Origin of the sequence: Streptomyces sp. NPDC088785 (assembly GCF_044750685.1) — a bacterium.
Lineage (GTDB): Bacteria > Actinomycetota > Actinomycetes > Streptomycetales > Streptomycetaceae > Streptomyces.
The window spans coordinates 274477-293928 of the sequence record NZ_JBIVKH010000002.1; the positions used below are offsets into that span (position 1 = coordinate 274477).

The 19452-nt window shown below is 73.8% G+C and carries 21 protein-coding genes; 8 read left to right on the forward strand and 13 right to left on the reverse strand.

Translation table 11 applies throughout. The features are described 5' to 3' along the window. Positions 1–8: 8 nt before the first annotated feature. A complete protein-coding gene (locus ACIP5K_RS06935) occupies positions 9–242 on the forward strand; it encodes a hypothetical protein (RefSeq protein WP_401405885.1) in 234 nt (77 codons plus the stop codon). 115 nt (positions 243–357) lie between these two features. Here the strand turns inward: ACIP5K_RS06935 and ACIP5K_RS06940 are convergent, their stop codons facing one another. Then, the gene (locus ACIP5K_RS06940; protein WP_401405888.1) at positions 358–768 is read right to left on the reverse strand and encodes a hypothetical protein; all 411 of its coding nucleotides are present in this window, start codon (positions 766–768) and stop codon (positions 358–360) included. A 187-nt stretch (positions 769–955) separates the two neighbouring features. Next, positions 956–1327, reverse strand: a complete 372-nt coding sequence (locus tag ACIP5K_RS06945) for a hypothetical protein (RefSeq protein ID WP_401405891.1) — start codon at positions 1325–1327, stop codon at positions 956–958. A 110-nt stretch (positions 1328–1437) separates the two neighbouring features. Here ACIP5K_RS06945 and ACIP5K_RS06950 point away from each other — a divergent pair, with 110 nt between their 5' ends. Further along, on the forward strand, positions 1438–1668 hold the full coding sequence (locus ACIP5K_RS06950; protein ID WP_401405894.1) for a DUF2277 domain-containing protein: 231 nt from the start codon (positions 1438–1440) through the stop codon (positions 1666–1668). On the opposite strand, the gene ACIP5K_RS06955 is transcribed toward ACIP5K_RS06950, so the two are convergent. Beyond that, positions 1656–2282 carry a DedA family protein gene (locus ACIP5K_RS06955; protein WP_401405897.1) on the reverse strand — a complete coding sequence of 209 codons (627 nt, stop codon included), beginning with the start codon at positions 2280–2282 and terminating at the stop codon, positions 1656–1658. The two genes, ACIP5K_RS06950 and ACIP5K_RS06955, sit on opposite strands and share 13 nt — an antisense overlap. A gap of 244 nt (positions 2283–2526) precedes the next feature. Here ACIP5K_RS06955 and ACIP5K_RS06960 point away from each other — a divergent pair, with 244 nt between their 5' ends. Beyond that, positions 2527–3081, forward strand: a complete 555-nt coding sequence (locus tag ACIP5K_RS06960; protein ID WP_401405900.1) for a superoxide dismutase family protein — start codon at positions 2527–2529, stop codon at positions 3079–3081. Positions 3082–3189: 108 nt separating this feature from the next. Here ACIP5K_RS06960 and ACIP5K_RS06965 read toward each other — a convergent pair whose 3' ends face one another. The 4 genes from ACIP5K_RS06965 to ACIP5K_RS06980 form a co-directional block, all read right to left on the reverse strand. Continuing rightward, a complete protein-coding gene (locus ACIP5K_RS06965; protein ID WP_401405903.1) occupies positions 3190–3639 on the reverse strand; it encodes a DoxX family protein in 450 nt (149 codons plus the stop codon). Positions 3640–3767: 128 nt separating this feature from the next. Then, positions 3768–5777, reverse strand: coding sequence for an FAD/NAD(P)-binding protein (locus ACIP5K_RS06970; protein WP_401407526.1), 2010 nt, complete (start codon positions 5775–5777; stop codon positions 3768–3770). Between the two features lie 457 nt (positions 5778–6234). Next, the gene (locus ACIP5K_RS06975; RefSeq protein WP_401405906.1) at positions 6235–7863 is read right to left on the reverse strand and encodes an alkaline phosphatase D family protein; all 1629 of its coding nucleotides are present in this window, start codon (positions 7861–7863) and stop codon (positions 6235–6237) included. Positions 7864–8001: 138 nt separating this feature from the next. Continuing rightward, complete coding sequence (locus ACIP5K_RS06980; RefSeq protein WP_401405909.1) at positions 8002–8697, reverse strand: HNH endonuclease family protein; 696 nt, start codon at positions 8695–8697, stop codon at positions 8002–8004. A gap of 1073 nt (positions 8698–9770) precedes the next feature. Here ACIP5K_RS06980 and ACIP5K_RS06985 point away from each other — a divergent pair. Beyond that, positions 9771–10439: an HAD-IA family hydrolase gene (locus ACIP5K_RS06985; RefSeq protein ID WP_401405912.1), complete on the forward strand. Its 669-nt coding sequence runs from the start codon at positions 9771–9773 to the stop codon at positions 10437–10439. 27 nt (positions 10440–10466) lie between these two features. Here ACIP5K_RS06985 and ACIP5K_RS06990 read toward each other — a convergent pair whose 3' ends face one another. Then, positions 10467–11279 carry a peptidoglycan-binding protein gene (locus ACIP5K_RS06990; protein WP_401405915.1) on the reverse strand — a complete coding sequence of 271 codons (813 nt, stop codon included), beginning with the start codon at positions 11277–11279 and terminating at the stop codon, positions 10467–10469. Positions 11280–11984: 705 nt separating this feature from the next. On the opposite strand from ACIP5K_RS06990, the gene ACIP5K_RS06995 reads away from it, so the two are divergent. Beyond that, positions 11985–14075, forward strand: a complete 2091-nt coding sequence (locus tag ACIP5K_RS06995) for a DHA2 family efflux MFS transporter permease subunit (RefSeq protein WP_401405918.1) — start codon at positions 11985–11987, stop codon at positions 14073–14075. Between the two features lie 82 nt (positions 14076–14157). Here ACIP5K_RS06995 and ACIP5K_RS07000 read toward each other — a convergent pair whose 3' ends face one another. After that, complete coding sequence (locus tag ACIP5K_RS07000) at positions 14158–14661, reverse strand: GNAT family N-acetyltransferase (protein WP_401405921.1); 504 nt, start codon at positions 14659–14661, stop codon at positions 14158–14160. Between the two features lie 147 nt (positions 14662–14808). Here ACIP5K_RS07000 and ACIP5K_RS07005 point away from each other — a divergent pair, with 147 nt between their 5' ends. Both ACIP5K_RS07005 and ACIP5K_RS07010 read left to right on the forward strand, forming a co-directional pair. Continuing rightward, the gene (locus ACIP5K_RS07005; protein WP_401405924.1) at positions 14809–15450 is read left to right on the forward strand and encodes a hypothetical protein; all 642 of its coding nucleotides are present in this window, start codon (positions 14809–14811) and stop codon (positions 15448–15450) included. A gap of 18 nt (positions 15451–15468) precedes the next feature. Next, positions 15469–16305: a hypothetical protein gene (locus tag ACIP5K_RS07010; protein ID WP_401405927.1), complete on the forward strand. Its 837-nt coding sequence runs from the start codon at positions 15469–15471 to the stop codon at positions 16303–16305. A 98-nt stretch (positions 16306–16403) separates the two neighbouring features. Here the strand turns inward: ACIP5K_RS07010 and ACIP5K_RS07015 are convergent, their stop codons facing one another. The 3 genes from ACIP5K_RS07015 to ACIP5K_RS07025 form a co-directional block, all read right to left on the reverse strand. Continuing rightward, positions 16404–16913 carry a hypothetical protein gene (locus ACIP5K_RS07015; RefSeq protein ID WP_401405930.1) on the reverse strand — a complete coding sequence of 170 codons (510 nt, stop codon included), beginning with the start codon at positions 16911–16913 and terminating at the stop codon, positions 16404–16406. Between the two features lie 210 nt (positions 16914–17123). Beyond that, positions 17124–17441, reverse strand: coding sequence for an antibiotic biosynthesis monooxygenase family protein (locus ACIP5K_RS07020; RefSeq protein WP_401405932.1), 318 nt, complete (start codon positions 17439–17441; stop codon positions 17124–17126). Between the two features lie 31 nt (positions 17442–17472). Then, positions 17473–18174, reverse strand: a complete 702-nt coding sequence (locus tag ACIP5K_RS07025) for a DUF6188 family protein (RefSeq protein ID WP_401405935.1) — start codon at positions 18172–18174, stop codon at positions 17473–17475. Positions 18175–18275: 101 nt separating this feature from the next. Between ACIP5K_RS07025 and ACIP5K_RS07030 the strand changes: the two genes are divergently transcribed. Then, positions 18276–18683, forward strand: coding sequence for a hypothetical protein (locus tag ACIP5K_RS07030; RefSeq protein ID WP_401407528.1), 408 nt, complete (start codon positions 18276–18278; stop codon positions 18681–18683). A 57-nt stretch (positions 18684–18740) separates the two neighbouring features. Here the strand turns inward: ACIP5K_RS07030 and ACIP5K_RS07035 are convergent, their stop codons facing one another. After that, the gene (locus ACIP5K_RS07035; RefSeq protein ID WP_401405938.1) at positions 18741–19415 is read right to left on the reverse strand and encodes an O-methyltransferase; all 675 of its coding nucleotides are present in this window, start codon (positions 19413–19415) and stop codon (positions 18741–18743) included. Between the last annotated feature and the right edge of the window lie 37 nt (positions 19416–19452).

The window sequence follows — 19452 nt, forward strand, 5'->3', positions numbered from 1 at the left end:
ATCGTCCCGTGGATCTTCCTGACAATTTGATCGAATTGCAGCGCACGGCCGACGAAGAGGGCCGCAAGATCGAGCACCTCGACGACGGCGATCGGGAGCGGCAGCGGAGCATCTGGTTCGATGCCGCGGCTCGCGTGCAAGAAGCCGTCACCAGGTACGCGGAGGAGAACGGACTCGACTCCTACGACGTGGAGAAGCGGCTCCGGCAGGTCACCCGGCACCCTCCCCGCGCCGAGGGATAAGCCCGAGAGATAAGCCTGGGGGGTAGCCGAAGGGCGGGCGGCGGCCGGATCGGGCGGGTCGGATCCGGTGGACCTGAACACCTTTGCGGAGGAGTACGGGAGGAGCGGAAGGGTGTCAGGCGGCGTCGACCCGCGCCGTCGCCGTCCCGCAGCGCTCGGTGTGGGTGAGCCCGCGCGAGATGAAGGCGTCCGTGCAGCACGCCGCCTGGAGTTCGGCGTCCGGGTCGTGCGGGCGCAGGCAGCCGGGGCCGTGCACCTCGCCCTCGGACAGGCCCCACAGGCCGCAGCACGGCAGGCCGTCGTCGATCAGTTCGCCCTCCGCCAGCCGCCGGGCTCTCTCGTGTGCGGCGAGGATGCGGCGATGGTCCGCCCGGGACCGCTGGGCGCAGTAGGCGAGCAGCGCCGTGACGTAGGCGACGGTGGCGGCCCACCCCACGCCACCCGTGGCGGCCAGGTAGACCGTGGAGGCCAGGGCGAGGAGGGCGACGGCGGTGAGGGCGCGGGCGGTGCGGATGGCAGGAGTCATGCACACCAGATTCCCGGGCTTCGCGGCAACATGCTGACGCCGTCGCGGCCCCGGAGCGTGAGGTGCCGCGCCGAGGGCAGACGTACGGCATGAAGATACTGATCGTTCTGGTCGTCGTCGCCGTCGTCATCTGGTTCATCACCTCGCGCCGCAGCCGCTGACCCTCCGCGCCCGCCGCCGGGGGTGCTCAGTCCCCGGCGCCGGGCGCCGGCTCGTGTACGTGCTTCAGGCGGGCCCTGCCGTGCACCGCGTCGGCGCCGGTGAGGCTCGACCAGTGCCGGTGGCAGGTCACGAAGACCGCCAGCTCCAGCTCCCGGCGGCGGAGCTTCTCGACCGCCGCCTGCTCGTCCTCGCTCCACCCGGGCGACGCCGGGCGCTCCAGCCTGCGCCAGCCCTGGGTGTCACTGATCGCGTCGACCGGCTCGACCGACCACGGGAGCCGCTTGAGCAGGGCGATCAGCTCCGCCCGCACCTGGTGCAGTTCCTCCTGCCCGGCGACGAGGTCGCTCGGGAAGCCCAGGGTGCGGGTGGGGTCGTCGCTGTCATCTGTCGCTGCCACCCGGCAATGGTACGTCTGTTCGATTTTATGGGGCGAGCGACTTCGTAGACTTCGTGGGGGAGTTCACGCGAACGTGTGGCCGAGTGGCCGGATCGCGGCAGACTGGAGGCATGTGCCGCAGCATCAAGACCCTCCGCCCGCCCGCGCTCCCCGAAGAGGCCACCGAGGACGACATCCGGGCCGCAGCCTTGCAGTACGTACGGAAGGTGTCCGGGTTCCGGGCGCCGGCCGCGCACAATCGAGAGGTGTTCGAACGGGCCGTGGACGAGATCGCCCGGGCCACCGCCGAGCTGCTCGACGGCCTGGAGGTGCGGGGTGCCGCGAAGGCTCAGGCTTCCTGAGGGACCGGGCGGCGCATGATGAACGCCGCCACCGTGCCCGCGCCGATCAGCGCGAGGACGGACACGCCCGTGGACAGCCAGCTCGCGCCGAGCCACTGCGCGCCGAAGTAGCCGAGCGCCACGCTGTACGCGGCCCAGGCCACGCCCGCCAGCGCCGACCAGGGCAGGAACTCGCGGACCCGGCGGTGCGCCGTGCCCGCCGCGAACGAGACGATCGAACGGCCGGCCGGCGCGAACCGGGCGATGATCACGAGGAGTCCGCCGCTGGAGCGGGCCAGTGCCCCGCCGAGACGTTCCTGCGCGGTCGTGAGGCGGCGCGAGCGGGCGATGGCGCGGTCCAGGCGCTCACCGCCGCGCCAGGCCAGCCGGTAGGCGACGAGGTCGCCGAGGACCGAGGCCGTCGCGGCGCAGAGGGTGAGGGCCAGCAGCTCCGGGGTGCTGCTCGGCAGCTGCCCGGTGGCGGCGCCCGCCGTGCCGGCCGCCGCGGCGGTGGCGGCGGTGACCACGAGGACCCCGCTCGGCAGGACGGGCACGAACACGTCGAAGAGCACGGAGAGCGCCACGATCACGTAGATCCATGGGCTGTCGGCCAGCGACCCCACACTCTCCAGCACTGCGCGCCAACTTCCTGTACGAGCCGTTCCCTACGACCGTTCCCTCCACGCGGGAGCACACAGGGGCGGCTTCATGTCAGCTTTACAGCGTACGCGTCGGGTGTGGTGGAAGTGGCGAAAGTGGCACAGATGTTCCCCATCTCACGTCTCTCGTGTCCCGGTGTCCGGATGCCCCGGTTCCCGTTCACTCATGTGCGCGCGTGCACTCATATGCGGGTGCGCGGGACGGACGGGAGGAGCGGTGATGGTGACAGGGGTGCTGGCCGGTGCGCTGGCGGCGGCCGTGCTCGCGGTGGGCGGCGGGGCCGGGTGCGCCGCGGACTGCTACGGGACGCGGGCCGAGGGCAGATTCGCGCCGCCCGCGGCGTTCGTCCCGTCCCCCGCGGTCACGTACGACATGGGGCTGGTGCCCGCGGGGGCGTCGATCGCCGTCGAGCAGCGCGGTGACGCGTCCGGGACGACGGTGACCCTGGACGTCTCGGGGCTCGTTCCCGGCCACGCGTACGGGGCGCACGTGCACCAGAAGCCGTGCGGCGCGGACCCCGCGGCGGCCGGCGGGCACTACCAGAACGTGCCCGATCCGGGCCGGGCCGACGCCGGGAACGAACTGTGGCTGGACTTCACCGCCGATGCCTCGGGCAACGGTTCTGCGGCCGTGCGCACGGCGTGGGCGCTGCGCGCGGGCGGGGCGGGGTCGGTCGTGCTGCACGGCGCCCAGGGCGGCGCGGGGGACCGGGTCGCGTGCTTCTCGGTGCCGTTCGAAGGGGTTCCCGCCGCCCCTGGCCCCGGGGTGGCGTGACGCGCGCCGGGTGACCGGTGCGGCGCGACGGCGCCCGTCCTCTCCGCCTGCGCGGGGGAGGACGGGCGCCGCCGTGCGTCCGGGGTCCGCTCCGGGGGCGGGCCGGGGTCAGGCCGTCACGGTCTCCCGCTGCGGCGCGCTCCGCGGGGTCCGCGCGGCGCGGCGGGAGAACAGCCGGTCCAGGCCGAGGGCGCCCGAGCCGGTGAAGACGAGCAGCAGCATCGTCCAGCAGAACAGCGCCGAGGCCTCGCCGCCGTTCTCCAGCGGCCACAGGGCCGCGGGCTGGTGCACGTCGAAGTAGGCGTACGCCATCGAGCCCGACGCGACGAAGGCCGCGACGCGGGTGCCGAGGCCGAGCAGCACCAGGCCGCCGCCGACGAACTGGATGACGGCCGCGTACCAGCCCGGCCAGGTGCCGGCGGCCAGGGTGCCGCCGCCCTGCGCGCCGCCGAGCACGCCGAACAGGGCGGCCGCGCCGTGGCAGGTGAAGAGCAGGCCGACGACGATGCGGAACAGGCCGAGGGCGTAGGGCTGGGCGGTGTTGAGACGTCCGGTCATGGGGGGACTCCTTCGGTCGGTCGTCGGGACCCGGCCGAAAGAGGGGACGCGGCCGGATGCGCCGATGTGGCAGGCGCCGCCGTTGCCGCCGTTGCCACCGGTGGGGGAGTGGCCCAGATTAGGCGTGCCTAACTTGTGCTTGCAACTTCAACATTCGGCCATGTTCCGCCGTGAATGACCTCGACGGGAAGCCCCCTTTGCGCGCTTTCGGCCGTCTCGCGCAGGGCGGCCCGGGCCACCGCGTCGGCGTCCGAGAGCGTCACCGAGTCGACCCCGGGCCGGGCGCCGGCCGCCGTCACCCAGTGCACCCCCTCGGTCGGCACGCCGAAGGCGAACCGCCGCGCGTGCGCCCGCCCCTGACGGTTGATCAGGCGATACGGGCGCGGGGTGACGTCGAGGCCGCCGGTCTCGTGGCCGTCGACGGTGTGCGGGCGGGCCTGGCCGGTTCTCAGCAGCCGGGCGAGGAGGTCGTCGGCGGTGCGGCGCACGTCCGGTTCGGGGAGCCGGGCCTCGATGAGTGTGGTGGCCGTCACGGTCGACCCCGGCACGTCCGGCGAGTGCGCGACGAACCGGCCGCCCCGGGCGGTGACGTCCAGGCGCGGGCCGACGACGGTCAGCACGCCCGCCTCGATGAGGGCCGTCATCTCCTCGACGCGGCGGCGCGGCGGCCCGATGGACAGGAACGCGTTGAGCGGGGTGTACCAGCGGTCGAGGTGGTCGCGGCGCGAGGCGCCCGTCAGGCCGCCGTGGTCGACCACCAGGCGCAGTTCGTTGCGCAGGTCGCGCAGGACGTCGAGGGCGGCCTTCACGGGGCCCTCGACATTGCCGAGCGCGGCGTGGGCGGCGTCCCCGCGCAGGTGCGCCAGCAGCCAGTCGCGCCAGGAGGCGGGGGAGGCGGGGGAGGCGAGGGAGTCGGGAGAGTCGGGGGAGGCGAGGGAGGCCAGGGAGTCGGGGGAGGCCGAGGTGGGGAAGTGGGGTGCGTGGGGGTGCGAGATCCTGTCCCAGGACCAGTGGTCGGCCTCGGGTATCGCGAACTCCCGCAGGACGTCGGCCTCTTGAGGCTCTTCGGCCCCCGGCCGCCGGAGGGATGCCGGGAGCGGGGAGCGGCGCGCGGCGAGGTAGCGGTCGCGGAAGTCCGGGGCGGGTCGGCCTGCCGCCTTCAGCAGTGCCTCGTAGTAGACCGTCTCGACCTCTTTGGCGATCAGCGGCCAGATGTCGGCGAGGAAGTCGGGGGCGTCGCCGGAGTCGGCTCTCTTGCGGAAGCGGGCGATCGCCTCCGGGGTGAGCACCAGGGGCCGGTGCCGCCCGTACGGGCCCTTCGCGTTGTCGCCGCGCGCCTGGTACGGGACACCGCGGCGCGAACCGGCGTACAGGCGCGGTTCGGCGCCCGACGGGGTGTAGCGCAGGGTGCCCTGCGGCGTGCGGGTGTAGCGGCCGCCGCGGGCCTCGGTGAACAGGGCCATGTGGTCGAAGAAGTTGAGGCCCAGACCGCGCAGCAGGACCGTTTCGCCGGGGTGTACGCCGCTCAGGTCGAGGTCGGCCGGGTTGGCGGGCGGCACATGGCGCAGGCCGTGCCGCCGGGCGTACTCGGTGAGGGCGTGCTCGGTGCGGGTGGGGGAGACGGGGAGGTGGCCCTGGGTGAGGACGACGGCGTGCAGGCCGGTGAGGGTGCGGCCGTCGGCCAGGGTGAGGGCCTGGCGGCCGTCGGGGGCGTCGTCGAGGCGGACGGCGCGGGTGGCGTGGACGGTGACCGCGACGCCGGGCGGGGCGGCGGCGACCGTCTCGGCGAACACCCAGCGCAGGTAGCGGCCGTAGCGGGCGCGGGTGGGGTAGTCGTCGGGGCCGAGCGGCTCGTCGCGGGGGGTGTGGTGGGCCGCCCATTCGTGCAGGCTCGGGCCCGGGCGGATCGGGCCCGAGCAGTCGACGCTCTCGTCCGTGAACAGGGTCACCTGCGAGGCGACCGTGTTCATCAGCAGCTCCGGTGCCTGGTCCGTGCGCCAGACCGCGCCCGCGCCCGGGGGTGCCGGGTCGATCACGTGGACCGTGAGGCGGGCGCCGGGCGGCAGCAGCTCCTTCGCCGACGCCGTCAGGCGCTCCAGGGCGCTGGTGCCGCGGGGGCCCGCGCCGACTATGGCCAGGTCGAACTCGGGGGGTGCCGCTGCCCGTACCGGTGCCGGTACCGGGGTCGGTGTCGGGGTCGGCCGTGCCGTCGGTTCCGGGGCCGGTCCGGGGGTCCGACCGGCCGTGGGTCCGGGGGCCGGCCCGGGGGCCGGGTCGGCGGAGGGCTCGGTCGAGGTGCGGGGCAAAGCGGGACTCCCGGGGCATGTGGGGCTGCTGGAAGCGGATGGTCCGCCTCATCATGCCGTTTCGGGGGTGGGCGGGGTGTGCGGGTGTGGGGTGGATCACGGGTGGGGCGGGGTGGGGTGGGGTGCGTGGTTCCCCGCGGCCCTGGGGAGTGGTAGTGGTCTGGTGCGGGTCGGTGGGGGCTGGTCGCGCAGTTCCTCGCGCCCCTGATGGGGTGGTGGTCTGGTGCGGGTCGGTGGGGGCTGGTCGCGCAGTTCCTCGCGCCCCTGTGGGGGTTGCGTCCCTCGGGGGCTAGGACAGGGAGCGGGACGTGGTGCGGTGGAGGGTGGTGTCGGGGGTCGCCTGGTCCAGGGTGAGGTGGGCGGAGCGGGAGCGGAGGGTCAGGGTCATGAGCTGGTTGCCGAACCAGGGGCCGCCCGTCTTGCGCCAGCTCACCCGCGGAGCGGACGCGCGGGCGTGGCGGGCGAAGACGCGGCCGAGAGCGCGGCCCGCGCGGCTCCAGCCGAGGCGGAACCCGATTCGCATCCCGGCGGGGATGGAGTTGTGCACCGGCGAGCAGGTCAGCTGGAGGACGCGGGCCGAGGGCGCCGCCTCCGGCCAGCTCGGTTCGGCGATGTACGCGTGGTGGACGTCCCCGGACAGCACCGAGATCGTCGCCGGTGCGGCCGGACCCGACCCCGCCTCGGCGATCACGTCCGCGAGCCCGTCGAACGACACCGGGAACGCCCCCCAGTGCTCCAGATCCGCCCGCCGCCGCAGCCGCTCCCCGAACCGCGCCCACCGCGCGCCGCGCTCCCCGCGGCTCAGCGCCGCGTTCCAGTTCTCTATGTCGTGGATGAGGTGGGGCAGCAGCCACGGCAGCGAGGTGCCGATGAGCAGGTGGTCGTAGGGCTCGGTCCGGTCCAGGGCCTGGGTGCGCAGCCACTCGGCGGTCCCGGGGTCGATCATCGCGCGGTGCTGTTCGTCGAGGACGCGGGCCGCGCGGGTGTCCACCACCAGCAGGCGTACGCCCCCGAAGTCCCGGCGGTAGCTCCACCGGACCGAGGCGGGGTCGCTGTCGGCGCGGCTCGCGAACGCGCGGAGCGCGTCCGTGCCGTCGGGGGCCTCGCACACCGCGCGGTAGACGGGGTCGGCGGCCAGCTCGGACGGCGGCAGGTTCCCGATGTGCTGGTAGACCCAGTACGACATCAGGCCGCTGAGCAGGCGCTCCTGCCACCACGGCGTGGCCCGCATCTCGGCCAGCCACGCGGCGCTGGTGTTCCAGTCGTCCACGATGTCGTGATCGTCGAAGACCATGTTGCTCGGGACGGTGGACAGCAGCCAGCGGATCTCCGGGTCGAGCCAGGACTCGTAGTAGAGGCGCGCGTACTCCTGATAGTCCGCGACCTGGGTCCAGGGCGGTTCGGACAGGTCGCGGCGGCGGGCCAGCCACTCCTGGGTCGCCGGTGAGGTCTCGTCCGCGTAGATCTGGTCGCCGAGCAGGACCAGCACGTCGGGGCGGTCGGCGTCCGGGTCGGCGGCGAGGCGGGAGGCGAGCGTGTCCAGCGCGTCGGGGCCGACCGGGTCGTGGTCGCCGGCCGGCGGCGCCGCCCAGCGGCAGGAGCCGAAGGCGACCCGGGTCGTGTGACCGGCGCCGTGGGCGGGCGTGTGGATGGTGCTCGGCGGGAACCGGGAGTCCTGCTCGGGCCAGACCCGGCCGTCGTCGAGCAGCACCTCGTACGGGGTCGTGGTGCCCGGCGTGAGGCCGGTGACCGGGACGAGCGCGTAGTGGTGGCCGTCGATCTGGAACGTCCGGGCGCTGCCCCGCGCGCCGTCCGCGCAGCGCACCTCGGCGCGGCACGGCCGGCTCGTCTCGACCCAGACCGTCGCCGTCTCCTCGTCCACGTACCGCAGCAGTGGGCCCAGACGCAGGCTCGCCATGTCATGTCCTCCCCGGTCCTCCGACGTCTCCGTACCGTACGGAACGCCGGAGGTGAGCGGGGAGGTTCCGTGGGTCGGATCACTTCATGGACCCGTGCCCCGGATCGTTTCTCCGGAACGTTTCTCCCGGTCTCCGGGTCAGCAGCCGCTGAGGCCGGACTGGATCGCCGACTTCTCGGCCGAGTCGACCGACAGGCTGTAGTAGTGCTTCACCTGGACGTACATCCGCAGGTAGGTGCAGGCGTACGCGGCGCGCGGTGGCATCCACTCGGCCGGGTCCTGGTCGCCCTTGGACTGGTTGACGTTGTCCGTGACGGCGATGAGCTGCGGGCGCGTGAGGTCGTTGGCGAAGGACTGGCGCTGGGTCGTGGTCCAGCCGCTCGCGCCGGACTTCCACGCCTCGGAGAGCGGGACGACGTGGTCGATGTCGACGTCGGAGGAGGCCGTCCAGGTGGCGCCGTCGTACTCCGAGTACCAGCTGCCGGCCGTGGCGGCGCAGCTGGAGCTGGTGGTGACGTTCTTGCCGTCGCGCTTGAGGACGGTCTCGCGGGTGTCGCAGGTGCCGGACTGGGTGATCCAGTGCGGGAACTTGTCGCGGCTGTAGCCGTCGGAGGAGCCCTCGGTCTTCACGGTCAGCGTGGAGAGGTAACTGCGGGCCGTGGAGGCGGCGATGGGGGTGGGCGGGGAGGCCTGGGCCGGGGTCGCCGTGGCGAGGAGGGCGAGGGTGGCGGTGAACGCTGCCGCTGTGGCTGCGGCTGTGGTCAGGGCTGGAGTGCGGCGGTGGGGGCGGTTACGCGCGTAGATGGAGGGCGTGGAGTGGGGGGTGCGGGGCATGTGGACTCCCTTTGGGGTGGGGGGTGTTGGGGGTGCGGGTGGTTCGGGGTGGGGTGATGTCGGGGTGCCTGGCCATCGTGTGGGGGTGGGGTTTCGGGGAGATGTGCTGTGGATGACAGGGTCGCGTCAAGCTGGTGTGCGGGGCAAGGGGTGTGCCGGGTAACTGGGTTTTTGGTGGGGGGAGTTGAGGGGGCGGTCTGGGTGGGGGTGGGGGAGGAGTGGGTGGGGTGGGGTGGGGTGTTGTGGCTGGGCGTGCGGTTCCTCGCGCTTGTGGGTGGTTGTTCGGGTGCGGGCCGGTGGCCGCGTCTTGCCCAGTGCCCCGCGCCCCTGGGTCGTTTTTCGGGCGCGCCGCCGTGGGGGCTGGTCGTGCAGTTCCCCGCGCCCCTGGGTGGTTCGTCGTGTGCGGGCCGGTGGCCGCGTCTTGCGCAGTTCCTCGCGCCCCTGGGTCGTTTTTCGGGTGCGCCGCCGTGGGGGCTGGTCGCGCAGTTCCCCGCGCCCCTGAGGCATGCGCTGCGCGCAGCCTCCCCCTGAGGCTGCGCTCCGCGCGCCTCCACTGACGGGCGGGACGGGGCGCGCCTCTCCAGAGAGGCGGGATGGTGGTGCGCCTCTCATGGGGGGCGGGACGGTGGGGCGCCTCTCCTGGGGGCAGGGCGGGGGTGCGCCTCTCCTGGGAGGTGGGACGGTCGTGCGCCACTCCTGGGAGGTGGGGTGCTGGTGCGCCTCTCCTGATGAGATGGCGCACGCAGTGCGCATCTCAGGGGCGCGGGGAACTGCGCGATCAGCCACGACGGTGGCGCGCGTGACGAACTGCCCAGGGGCGCGGGGAACTGCGCGATCAGCCACGTCGAGAGCCGCACCCGAAGAACTGCCTAGCGGCGCGGGGAACTGCGCGACCGGCCACGTCGCGAGCCGCACCCGAAGAAGCGGCCAGGCAGGGGTGCGGGGAGGGGGGCGGTGGCTATTGAGGGGCTCGTTTTGTATCGTGTAGGAACAAAGTGGTTCCCGCCCGCTCTCCCTGACCGGTGGGCGGGGCCGCCTTGGTTCTTTCCGTCTTCGTTCTCTGGAGCCCGCCGATGACGGCCACGCCCACCGTGCTCTCCGCCCGCGCCCTCCTCCTCGACATGGACGGCACGCTGGTCAACTCCGACGCCGTCGTCGAGCGGATCTGGCGGCGCTGGGCCGCCACGCACGGCTTCGACGGCGACGAGGTCATGGCCGTCGCCCACGGCCGGCAGGGCCACGCCACCATGGCCGAGCTGCTGCCCGAGCGCCCCGTCGCACAGAACCGTGCCGACAACGCCCGCATGCTCGCCGAGGAGACCTCCGACATGGAGGGCGTCGTCCCCGTGCCGGGCGCGGCGGCGTTCCTGGACTCACTGATCTCGGGCGCGGTGCCGCACGCCCTGGTGACCTCCGCCGACGTGCCGCTGTCCACCGGGCGGATGGCCGCCGCCGGACTGCCGTACCCGCAGGTGCGGGTCACCGCCGAGAACGTCGGCGCCAGCAAGCCCGACCCCGAGGGGTTCCTGAAGGGCGCCGCCGAACTGGGCGTCGCCCCCGCCGACTGTGTCGTCTTCGAGGATTCGGGCGCCGGCATCGCGGCCGGGCGCGCCGCCGGGATGCGGGTCGTCGGGATCGGGCCCCGCGCCGGACAGCACGGGCCCACCGTGCACGTCCCGGACCTCACCGCCGTACGGGTCGAGGTCCTCGCCTCCGGGGAGATCCTGCTCCACGTGGGCTGACCTCCGGCGCCGGGCCGCGCCCGGCGCTCAGTGGGTCTCCGCCTCCAGGGCCCTGCGGGTCGCCGGGCCGTACGTACCCGCCTCGTCGCCCCGGACGCCGCGCGACATCTGGAAGTTGCGGACCCCGAACTCCGTCCGGCCGCCGTACCGGCCGTCCGGGTCCCCGAAGTACAGCGAGACCTGCTTCAGCCGCTGCTGGAGCGCGGACACCTCGGGGCCCTGGTCGCCCCTGCGCAGGGTCGCCGGGGCCTGTGTCGTCGGGGAGTGCGACGCCGACGGGGACGCGGGCGCCGACGACGTCGCCGACGCGCTGGGCGTGGCGGAGCGGCTCGCGCTGAGACTCGGCGACGGGGACGCCGTCGACGGCGTGGCCGACGGCGCCGACGCCGACGCGGTGGCCTGAGCCACGCGGGTCGTGGCCGACGCGCTCGGCTCGGCGCTGCTCGGCGCGGCCGACGCCGACAGCACCGCCGCCGAGGGGGCGCTCTCCGCCGTCGTCCGCACCTCGTCGCCGTCACCGCCGGACATCACCAGGACCGTCACCAGCGCCGCCGCGCTCAGCACCCCCGCCACCGCCGTCAGCAGCAGCACCGGGCCGCGACGGGCCGGCGGCGCCGGATCCTCGTCGTCCCCGCCGGGCGCGTCGAGGGGCGGCAGGTCCGCCAGGGTCGGCGGCGCCGGGGCGGGCGGGTGCGCGTACGGGTCGGTGACCCGGGGCGGCGGGGGCTGGGAGGGTTCGGGCAGGGTGACGTAGGGGCGCACCCGCAGCGGAGTGAAGTCCTCCGCCTCCCGGTCCGTCCCCTTCGCGCCCTCCGTCCCAGAGGCGACCGGTCCAGGCACGACCGTCGCCGACGCCCCTGTCCCAGAGACGCCCGCCCCAGGCACGCCCGCCCCAGGCACGCCCGTCGCAGGCACGCCGGTCCCCGAGGCGCCCGTCTCGGCTTCGACCGCCCCGGATGCGCCCGCCTCGGATTCGAGCCCGGATGCGCCCGCCTCGGACACCCCCGTCCCGGCATCGCCCGTCCCGCCGCCCCCAGCCCCGCGCCCACCGGCCCCACCGTCACCGGGACCGCCGCCGCCTTCAGGCCCGCGCTCACCGCCCCCACCGTCACCGGGACCGCCGCCGTCCCCAGCCCCGCGCTCACCGGCCCCACCGTTACCGGGACCGCCGTCCCCCACAGAAACGTCACGCCCATCGCGCCCGTTGTCATCCATCGTCCGCTCCCTCCCCAAGAGCCCCGCCCTCCCCCGAGAGCTGAGCGCATTATGCAGACCCCGCGCACCGGGCGCGCCGCCCACCCCGGCACAACCGGACATCCGGCCATCGCACAACCAGCCATCCGCCCCACCGCGACCAGACACCCGCCCCACCACACCCCGCCGCACCCCCGTCGAACCACCCCCACCACCCCACCCCACTCCACCCCACTCCACCCCGGAACGGCCCCGCCCCCTCCCTCAACAGGCCAAACCACCGCGCACCTACCAGGATGGAAGGACCAAGCCCCCGGGCCGGTCGGTGCCGGGGAGCCGTGGGAGGTGGACATGAGCAGCCCGGAGACCGGCGGCGACCCGGTGGGAGCGGCGGAGAGCGGCGGCGGCACCCGCAGCCACGATCCGGCGGCCGCCGACGCCGTCAAGAGCAGCAGCGTCCTCATCTCGATCGGCGCCCTGCTGCTCGGCATGCTGCTCGCCGCGCTCGACCAGACCATCGTGGCCACGGCCCTGCCGACGATCGTCAGCGACCTCGGCGGCCTGGAACACCTGTCCTGGGTCGTGACCGCCTACCTGCTCGCCTCCACGGCGGCGACGCCCCTGTGGGGCAAGCTCGGCGACCTCTACGGCCGCAAGAAGCTCTTCCAGATCGCCATCGTGATCTTCCTGATCGGTTCGGCGCTGTGCGGCATGGCGCAGAACATGGCCGAGCTGATCGGCTTCCGCGCGCTCCAGGGACTCGGCGGCGGCGGACTCATGGTCCTGTCGATGGCGATCGTCGGCGACATCGTGCCGCCGCGTGAACGGGGCAAGTACCAGGGGCTGTTCGGCGCCGTCTTCGGTGCGACGAGCGTGCTGGGCCCGCTGCTCGGCGGGCTGTTCACCGAGCACCTGAGCTGGCGCTGGGTCTTCTACGTGAACCTGCCGCTCGGTGTCGTCGCGCTCGCCGTGATCGCCGCCGCCCTGCACATCCCGGTCCGCTCCACCAAGCACCGCATCGACTACCTCGGCACCCTCCTCATCGCGTCCGTGGCGACCTGCCTGGTCCTCGTGGCGTCGCTCGGCGGCACCACCTGGGCCTGGGGCTCCGCGCAGATCATCGGGCTCGCGGTGCTCGGCGTCCTGCTCGCCGTCGTCTTCGTGTTCACCGAGTTCCGGGCCGCCGAACCGGTGCTGCCGATGAAACTGTTCCGCGTGCGCACCTTCACCCTGTGCGCCGTCATCAGCTTCGTCATCGGCTTCGCGATGTTCGGCGCGATGACGTACCTGCCGACGTTCCTCCAGGTCGTGCACGGCGTCTCGCCGACGATGTCCGGTGTGCACATGCTGCCGATGGTGGCGGGTGTGCTGATCGCGTCGACGGGGTCCGGGCAGATCGTCAGCCGCACCGGGCGCTGGAAGGTGTTCCCGATCGCGGGCACCGCCGTCACCGCGCTCGGCCTGCTCCTGCTGCACAATCTCACCGAGACCAGCTCCGCCTGGGAGATGAGCGGCTACTTCTTCGTCTTCGGCTTCGGACTCGGCCTCGTCATGCAGGTCCTCGTCCTCATCGTGCAGAACTCCGTCCCGTACGAGGACCTGGGCGTCGCCACCTCCGGCGCGACCTTCTTCCGCTCCATCGGCGCCTCCTTCGGCGTCGCGATCTTCGGCACGATCTTCACGAACCGGCTCACCGACCGGCTGGGCTCGGCGCTCGCCGGGCAGCCGCTGCCGCCCGGGGTGTCACCGGACTCGCTCGGCGCCGACCCGCGCGGCATCGCCGGGCTGCCGGCCGCGCTCCGGCCCGCCGTGCTGCACGCGTACGCCACCTCCATCACCGACGTCTTCCTCTACGCGGTGCCGATCGTGCTGGTCGCCTTCGTGCTGGCCTGGTTCCTGCGCGAGGACAAGCTGCGCGGCTCCGTCACCGCGCCCGACGCGACCCAGACCCTCGCCTCCAATCCCGTGGAGCGGTCCTCGTACGACGAATGCGCGCGCGCCCTGTCCGTGCTCGGGACGCGCGAGGGGCGGCGCGAGATCTACGAGAAGATCACCGCGAAGGCGGGCTACGACCTGCTGCCCGCGGCGAGTTGGCTCGTCCTGCGCATCAGGCGTTACGGCTGGGCCGAACCCTCCGCCCTCGCCGAGCGCAGCGCCGTGCCGCTGCCGGTGATCCTGGAGGCGGCCCGGCAGGTGGAGGAGCGCAGGCTCGCCGTCCGCGAGGGGCTCGACCTGGTCCTGACGGACGAGGGCCGGGCGGTCGCGGTCCGGCTCGGCGCGGCCCGCGAGGAGTCCCTCGCCGAGCTGCTCGGCGACTGGTGGGGGGACGAACGCCCCACGGACCTCATCCAGTTGGTGTCCGAGCTGAACGCCGAGATGTGCGGCTCGGACGCCGAGCGCCCGCACGACCCCGCCCGCACCCCGGCCGGTACGGCCACCTGATCCCCGTACCCGAACAACCGCCCCCGGCCCCGGCCCAGCCCTCCGCCCCGGCCCTCCGTCCAGCCCTCCGCCCCGGGCTGTGTCACGGCAGTTTCTTGGCGAACCAGTGCTCGGCGTAGACGTCGTCGTTGAACGGCTCGGTCTCCGCATACCCCAGCCGCGCGTACAGCGCCCGCGCCTCCGTCAGGTCCGCGCGCGTGTCGAGCCTGACCAGGCCCGCGCCGAGGGCCCGCGCCGCGTCCTCGGCGGCGCCCACGAGCAGGGCCGCGCCGCCCTTCCCGCGTACCTCCTCGCGGACGAACACGCGCGTCAGCTCCGCCGTGCCGCGATCCCCGCCCACCAGCCGCACCCCCGCGGTGCCGACCGGCTCGCCCGCGTACCGGGCGACCAGCAACTGGCCTGTGGGTGGGGCGAGTTGGCGGCCGGTCTCGCGCGCGATGCCGCGTTCGAGCTCCGCCGGGTCGGTCCTGCGGCCCTCGTGCAGCAGGTACCAACGGTCACTGACCTCGGTGTAGTACGCGCGCCAGAGCGCGGCGGCGACCGGGGAGTCGACGGGTTCGGGGGCGACGGTCCAGGTGGGGCGCATGGTGAATTGTGGGAGGGGCCGCCCGGGTGTCCGCAACCGATTTCACCGCCGGGCGGCCCGGATCTGTTTGGGGCGGTCAGGCGCGGCAACCCGGTGCGGGACGGACTCCGATACCGAAGCTGATACCGGGAAGGTCGGGAGACATCCATGTCGACAGGCGTGATCATCGCTCTGATAGTGGTGGGGATCGTGGTCGTCGCCGCTGCGGCCGTCTTCGCCGCGCGCACCGCATCCCAAGGCGGACACGGCCTCAAGCGCCGGTTCGGCCCCGAGTACGACCGTGAGGTGGCCCGGCACGACGGCGACACCAAGGCCGCCGAGCAGGTGCTCACCGAGCGGGTGCGGCAGCACGGCTCGCTGCGGGAGCACCCGCTGGAGCCCGCCGCCCGCGAGCGGTATCTGACGCGCTGGGCCGACGCCCAGGAGCGCTTCGTGGAGTCCCCCGACGAGGCCGTGGTCGAGGCCGACCGGATCCTGGCCGACCTCGCCAAGGAGCGCGGCTTCCCCGACGGCGCCCGCTACGACGAGCAGTTCGCCGCGCTCTCCGTCCACCACGGCCCGCACGTCCACGGCTACCGCCGGGTGCACCACGCGGCGCAGGGCCGGCCGGGCGCCGCCGAGGACAACCACTCCGGTACGGAGGACCTGCGCACGGCGATGGTCGAGGCACGGGCCCTCTTCGACGTCCTGCTCGGCACGGAGCGCACCGCGCACCGCACGCCCGACGACACCGCACCGCACCAGCAGAGCCGAGGCGGCCTCAAGGGCCGTCTGGCGAAGGGCAATTGAGGGGAGCCGAGGAACACGATGACGGACATAGAGCGCGAACGACAGGCCCGGCAGAGCGGCCTTCAGCACGACCCGGACGCCCGGCGCGACGACGCCGTCGCCCCGGACCGCGACCTGACCCGCGGCACGGACCCGGACCCGAACCGGGACACGACCCTCGACACGGGCCGCGACGTCCCCCTCGGCGCGAGCGCGGGCACGGGCACGGGCCGGGCCCCCGGTACGGGCACGGGAGTTGGCACGGGCGCCGGTACGGGCGCCGGTACGGGTACGGGGACCGGTCCCGGCAGGGCCGCCGGTACGGGTACCGGCACGGGCCTGGGCCCGGACGAGCCCCGCCACACCGCGGGCGACCGCCTCACCGACACCACCCTGGGCGCCCCCGGCGCCCCGGGCGCCGCACCGACGACGCCCCCGCCGCCGGCCACCGCCCCCGCGGCCACGCCGTCCCGGGACAAGACGGTCGGCCCGGGTGCCGACGAGCCGGGCCCGCTGGTCGCCGGGGCCAAGGGCCACGAGCGCAGCGCCTCCCCCCGCCACGGCGACAGCCACGGCCACGGCAGTCACGGCGGGCTGGGCACGACGGGCGGCGCGCGGCTCTTCGAGGCCGGTGCCCACGACGAGCTGAGCGACCGGCTGCGCCAGGCGGTCACCGGCTTCGTCGACCAGCCGCGGGCGGCCGTCGAGGAGGCCGATCACGTCCTGGAGGACCTGACGGCACGCCTCGCCGAGACCCTGGCCGGGCACCGCCGCACCCTGCGCACGACGTGGCAGGAGTCGACGGACGACACGGAGCAGTTGCGGCTCGCGCTGCGCGACTACCGCGAGACGGCGGAGAAGCTGCTCAACCTCTGACGCCGCCGGAACGGCAACAGGAACGAGAACAGGAACGGGAACAGGAACGGGCCACCTCCGCGAGGGGGGTGGCCCGTTCCGCTGTGCCCGGCGCCGCCTCAGCAGCCGCCGCAGTTGTAGTACGTCACGTCCCAGTGGTTGCCCTCGTCGGCGTAGATGTTGCCGGAGCCCGCCTTGTACTGCGGGGCGCCGTCGCCGCGCAGGCCGATGTAGGCGAAGTTGTTCTTGATGTAGTTCGTCAGGCAGGTGCTCTTGCCGAAGTCGAGCTTGTAGCCGTTCCAGTGCGAGTACGTGCCGCTCGCGTGGCCGGTCTCGGTGCCGCCGGTGATGTTCAGCGCGCAGCCGCTGGCCGACCTGAGCGTCTGGGCGCCCTGCGCGGTGGCCAGGTTGAGCTGGTCGAAGGACGTACACGTGGAGTTGTTGCGGTTGGAGCAGCCGCCGGACGACGACCAGGTGATGCCCGATGAGCTGAACATCGACGTCGCGGTCGCGTGAGTGATCTTGGAGACGGCGAACGCGTCGGTGGAGGTCGTCAGGACGCCGAAGCCGGGGGCCACGAGGGCGGCGGCGGAGAGCGCGAGAGCGGTGAGCGCGGAGCGAACACGCATGGGAGGTGGGGTCCTTCCTGCCAGAGCCGGTGCATGCGGTGGGGGAGCACGGGTGGGAGGTGCGGGGCGCCTGTGGTGCAGGTGGAACGGCTCAGATCGTGCCAGGGTCTACGCGCGTACGGAAGACCGCCGACGAAGCCTGGCGACACGGATGCCCCGCACCCCTCGACGGGAGTGCGGGGCATCCGTGCGTGCGGGACCGGGGGCGGACTACTCGCCCTTGGGCGCAGCCTGCTGCACGACCTCGAAGGACCACACCGAGGAACCGCTGGCGGCGGGCCTGGGGCGGTCGCCGCCGCCCTGGTGGGCCGCCTTCATCGGGCCCTCCATCCACGCCTGGAACGACTCCTCGTCGCGCCAGCGCGTGTAGACGAGGTAGTCGTCCGTGCCCTCGATGGGGCGCAGCAGCTCGAACCACTCGAAGCCGTCGGAGTTCTCGACGGCGCCCGCGCGGGACGCGAACCGCTTCTCCAGGACCTCGCGCTGTTCGGCCGGGACGGACAGGACGTTGATCTTCACGATGCTCATGCCCGCCATCCTGCCGCAGGGCGGGTACGGATCAGGTGAGCGGGGCGCCCTGCCCGTCGGTGACGCTCCAGCCCTCGGCCGCCGTCAGCCGCGAGCCGTCGGTGAACTCCACGACGAGCCGGCCGCCGGGGTGCACCACGGCCGCGACCGGCTCCGCGCCGACCAGGGCCAGCGCCGGGGCGACCCGCTGGGTGGCCGGGTCGAGCGGGGCCGTGCCGAGGGCGGCCGGGCCCGTCACGACGATCCGGGCGCCGGTCTCCAGGACGAGGGTGAGGTGGTCGTCCACCCGCACCTGGCGCACGGCGAGTCCGGCGACGGGCAGGCGGCGGCCCGCGCGGTCCAGCCGCCACCGCCGGACGACCTCGTCGACGTCGTACGGCTTCAGGCCGAGCGGCGGGCCGGGCGGCGGCTTGAACATCATGTCGCGGATCTTGTCGTTCAACTCCGTGAGCACCCGGCGGACCGTGTGCTCGGACGGGGTCATCGGGAAGGCCGCGAAGGCGTCCTCGACCTCTTTGCGCAGGGCCAGGGAGGGCGGCAGGACGGACAGGCCCTCGCGGGCCATCTTCCGCTTGATCCACCAGTTCTCGTCGTACGAGGTGGTGTCGTCGTCGGGCGCGAAGGGCTTGCCCGCGCCGGACAGGGCGGTGAAGTCGCCCCGGCGCTCGGCCGCGCGGATCTGCCGGTCGACGAATGACTCGAAGCTGACGCCTGGTGGTTTGCGTTCGGTCATGGACGCATTGTCCCGCACACCCCGCACGGCGGGGCGCTGGGGCTTAGGATTCGGCCGCTGCGCAGGACCGTCGGGACGACGTGAACGGTGGGGGGAACACGGTGCTCGAACTGACCATGGCCACGGTGACCGGAGCGGATGCGGGGGCGACGGCGGGGATGACGATGGCGGAGTCGCCGAGCGAGCCGGGGGCCGTGCTGCGGGTGGGCCGGGACGCCGGCGTGTGCCGGCTGGTCACGCCGGACGACTGGCTGTTCGTGTCGCGGGTGCACCTGGAGTTCCGGTGCGGGCCCGACGGGCGGTGGAGCGTCTTCTGGCTGCGCGGGTCGCAGGCCGACCCGTCGTCCGAGGTGCGGGTCCGCGCGGATCCGCTGGGCCCGCACGAGCCCGGTCTGCCGCTGCCCTACGGCGGGTCGGCCGAGCTGCCGCGCGGCGGCTCCGGCGAGGTCGTCGTCCTCGACCGGAGCGGGCCGCGCGGGGTGCACGTGGGCTTCTACCACGAGGCGTAGGCGGGCCGGCCGCCGTCGCGCGCTACTCCTGGCGCTGCTCCCGCCCTGCTCCTGGCGCTACTCCTGTACGTAGGCCAGGGCGAAGCCGTCGTGGCCCTTGGCGCCCACGGTCTGGACGGCCGTGGCGTCCAGCCGGGGGTGGTCGGCGAGGAGCTGGAGCGCGGTGCGGGTGCCGACGACGTCCGGGTCGGTGGTGTCGGGGTCGGTGACGCGGCCGCCGCGCACCACGTTGTCGACCACGATCACGCTGCCGGGGTGGGTCAGGCGCAGCGCCCACTCCAGGTAGTGCGGGTTGTTGGCCTTGTCCGCGTCGATGAAGACCAGGTCGAAGTCGTGCCCCTCCTCGACCAGTCGCGGCAGCGAGTCGAGGGCGGCGCCGACGCGGACCTCCACCGTCTCGTCCAGGCCCGCGCGGGCGAGGTTGGTGCGGGCCACCTGCGCGTGGTGGGGGCTGTACTCCAGGGTGATCAGGGTGCCGTCCGCCGGGAGGGCGCGGGCCAGCCAGATGGTGCTGTAGGCGCCGAGGGTGCCGATCTCCAGGATGGTGCGGGCGCGCTGGATGCGGGCGATGAGGTGGAGGAGTTTTCCGTTGACGGCCGAGACGCTGATGCGGGGGAGGCCGGCGGCGTCGCTGTCCGCCAGCGCGGCGGTGAGGGCTTCGTCTGCGGGGGCCAGCAGGTCGCTGAAGTACGTGTCCACTGCGGTCGGGATTCCCGGGGGCGGTGTCGTCATACCGGTCAGCCTAGATCTCCGGCTCCCGTCGCCGGCC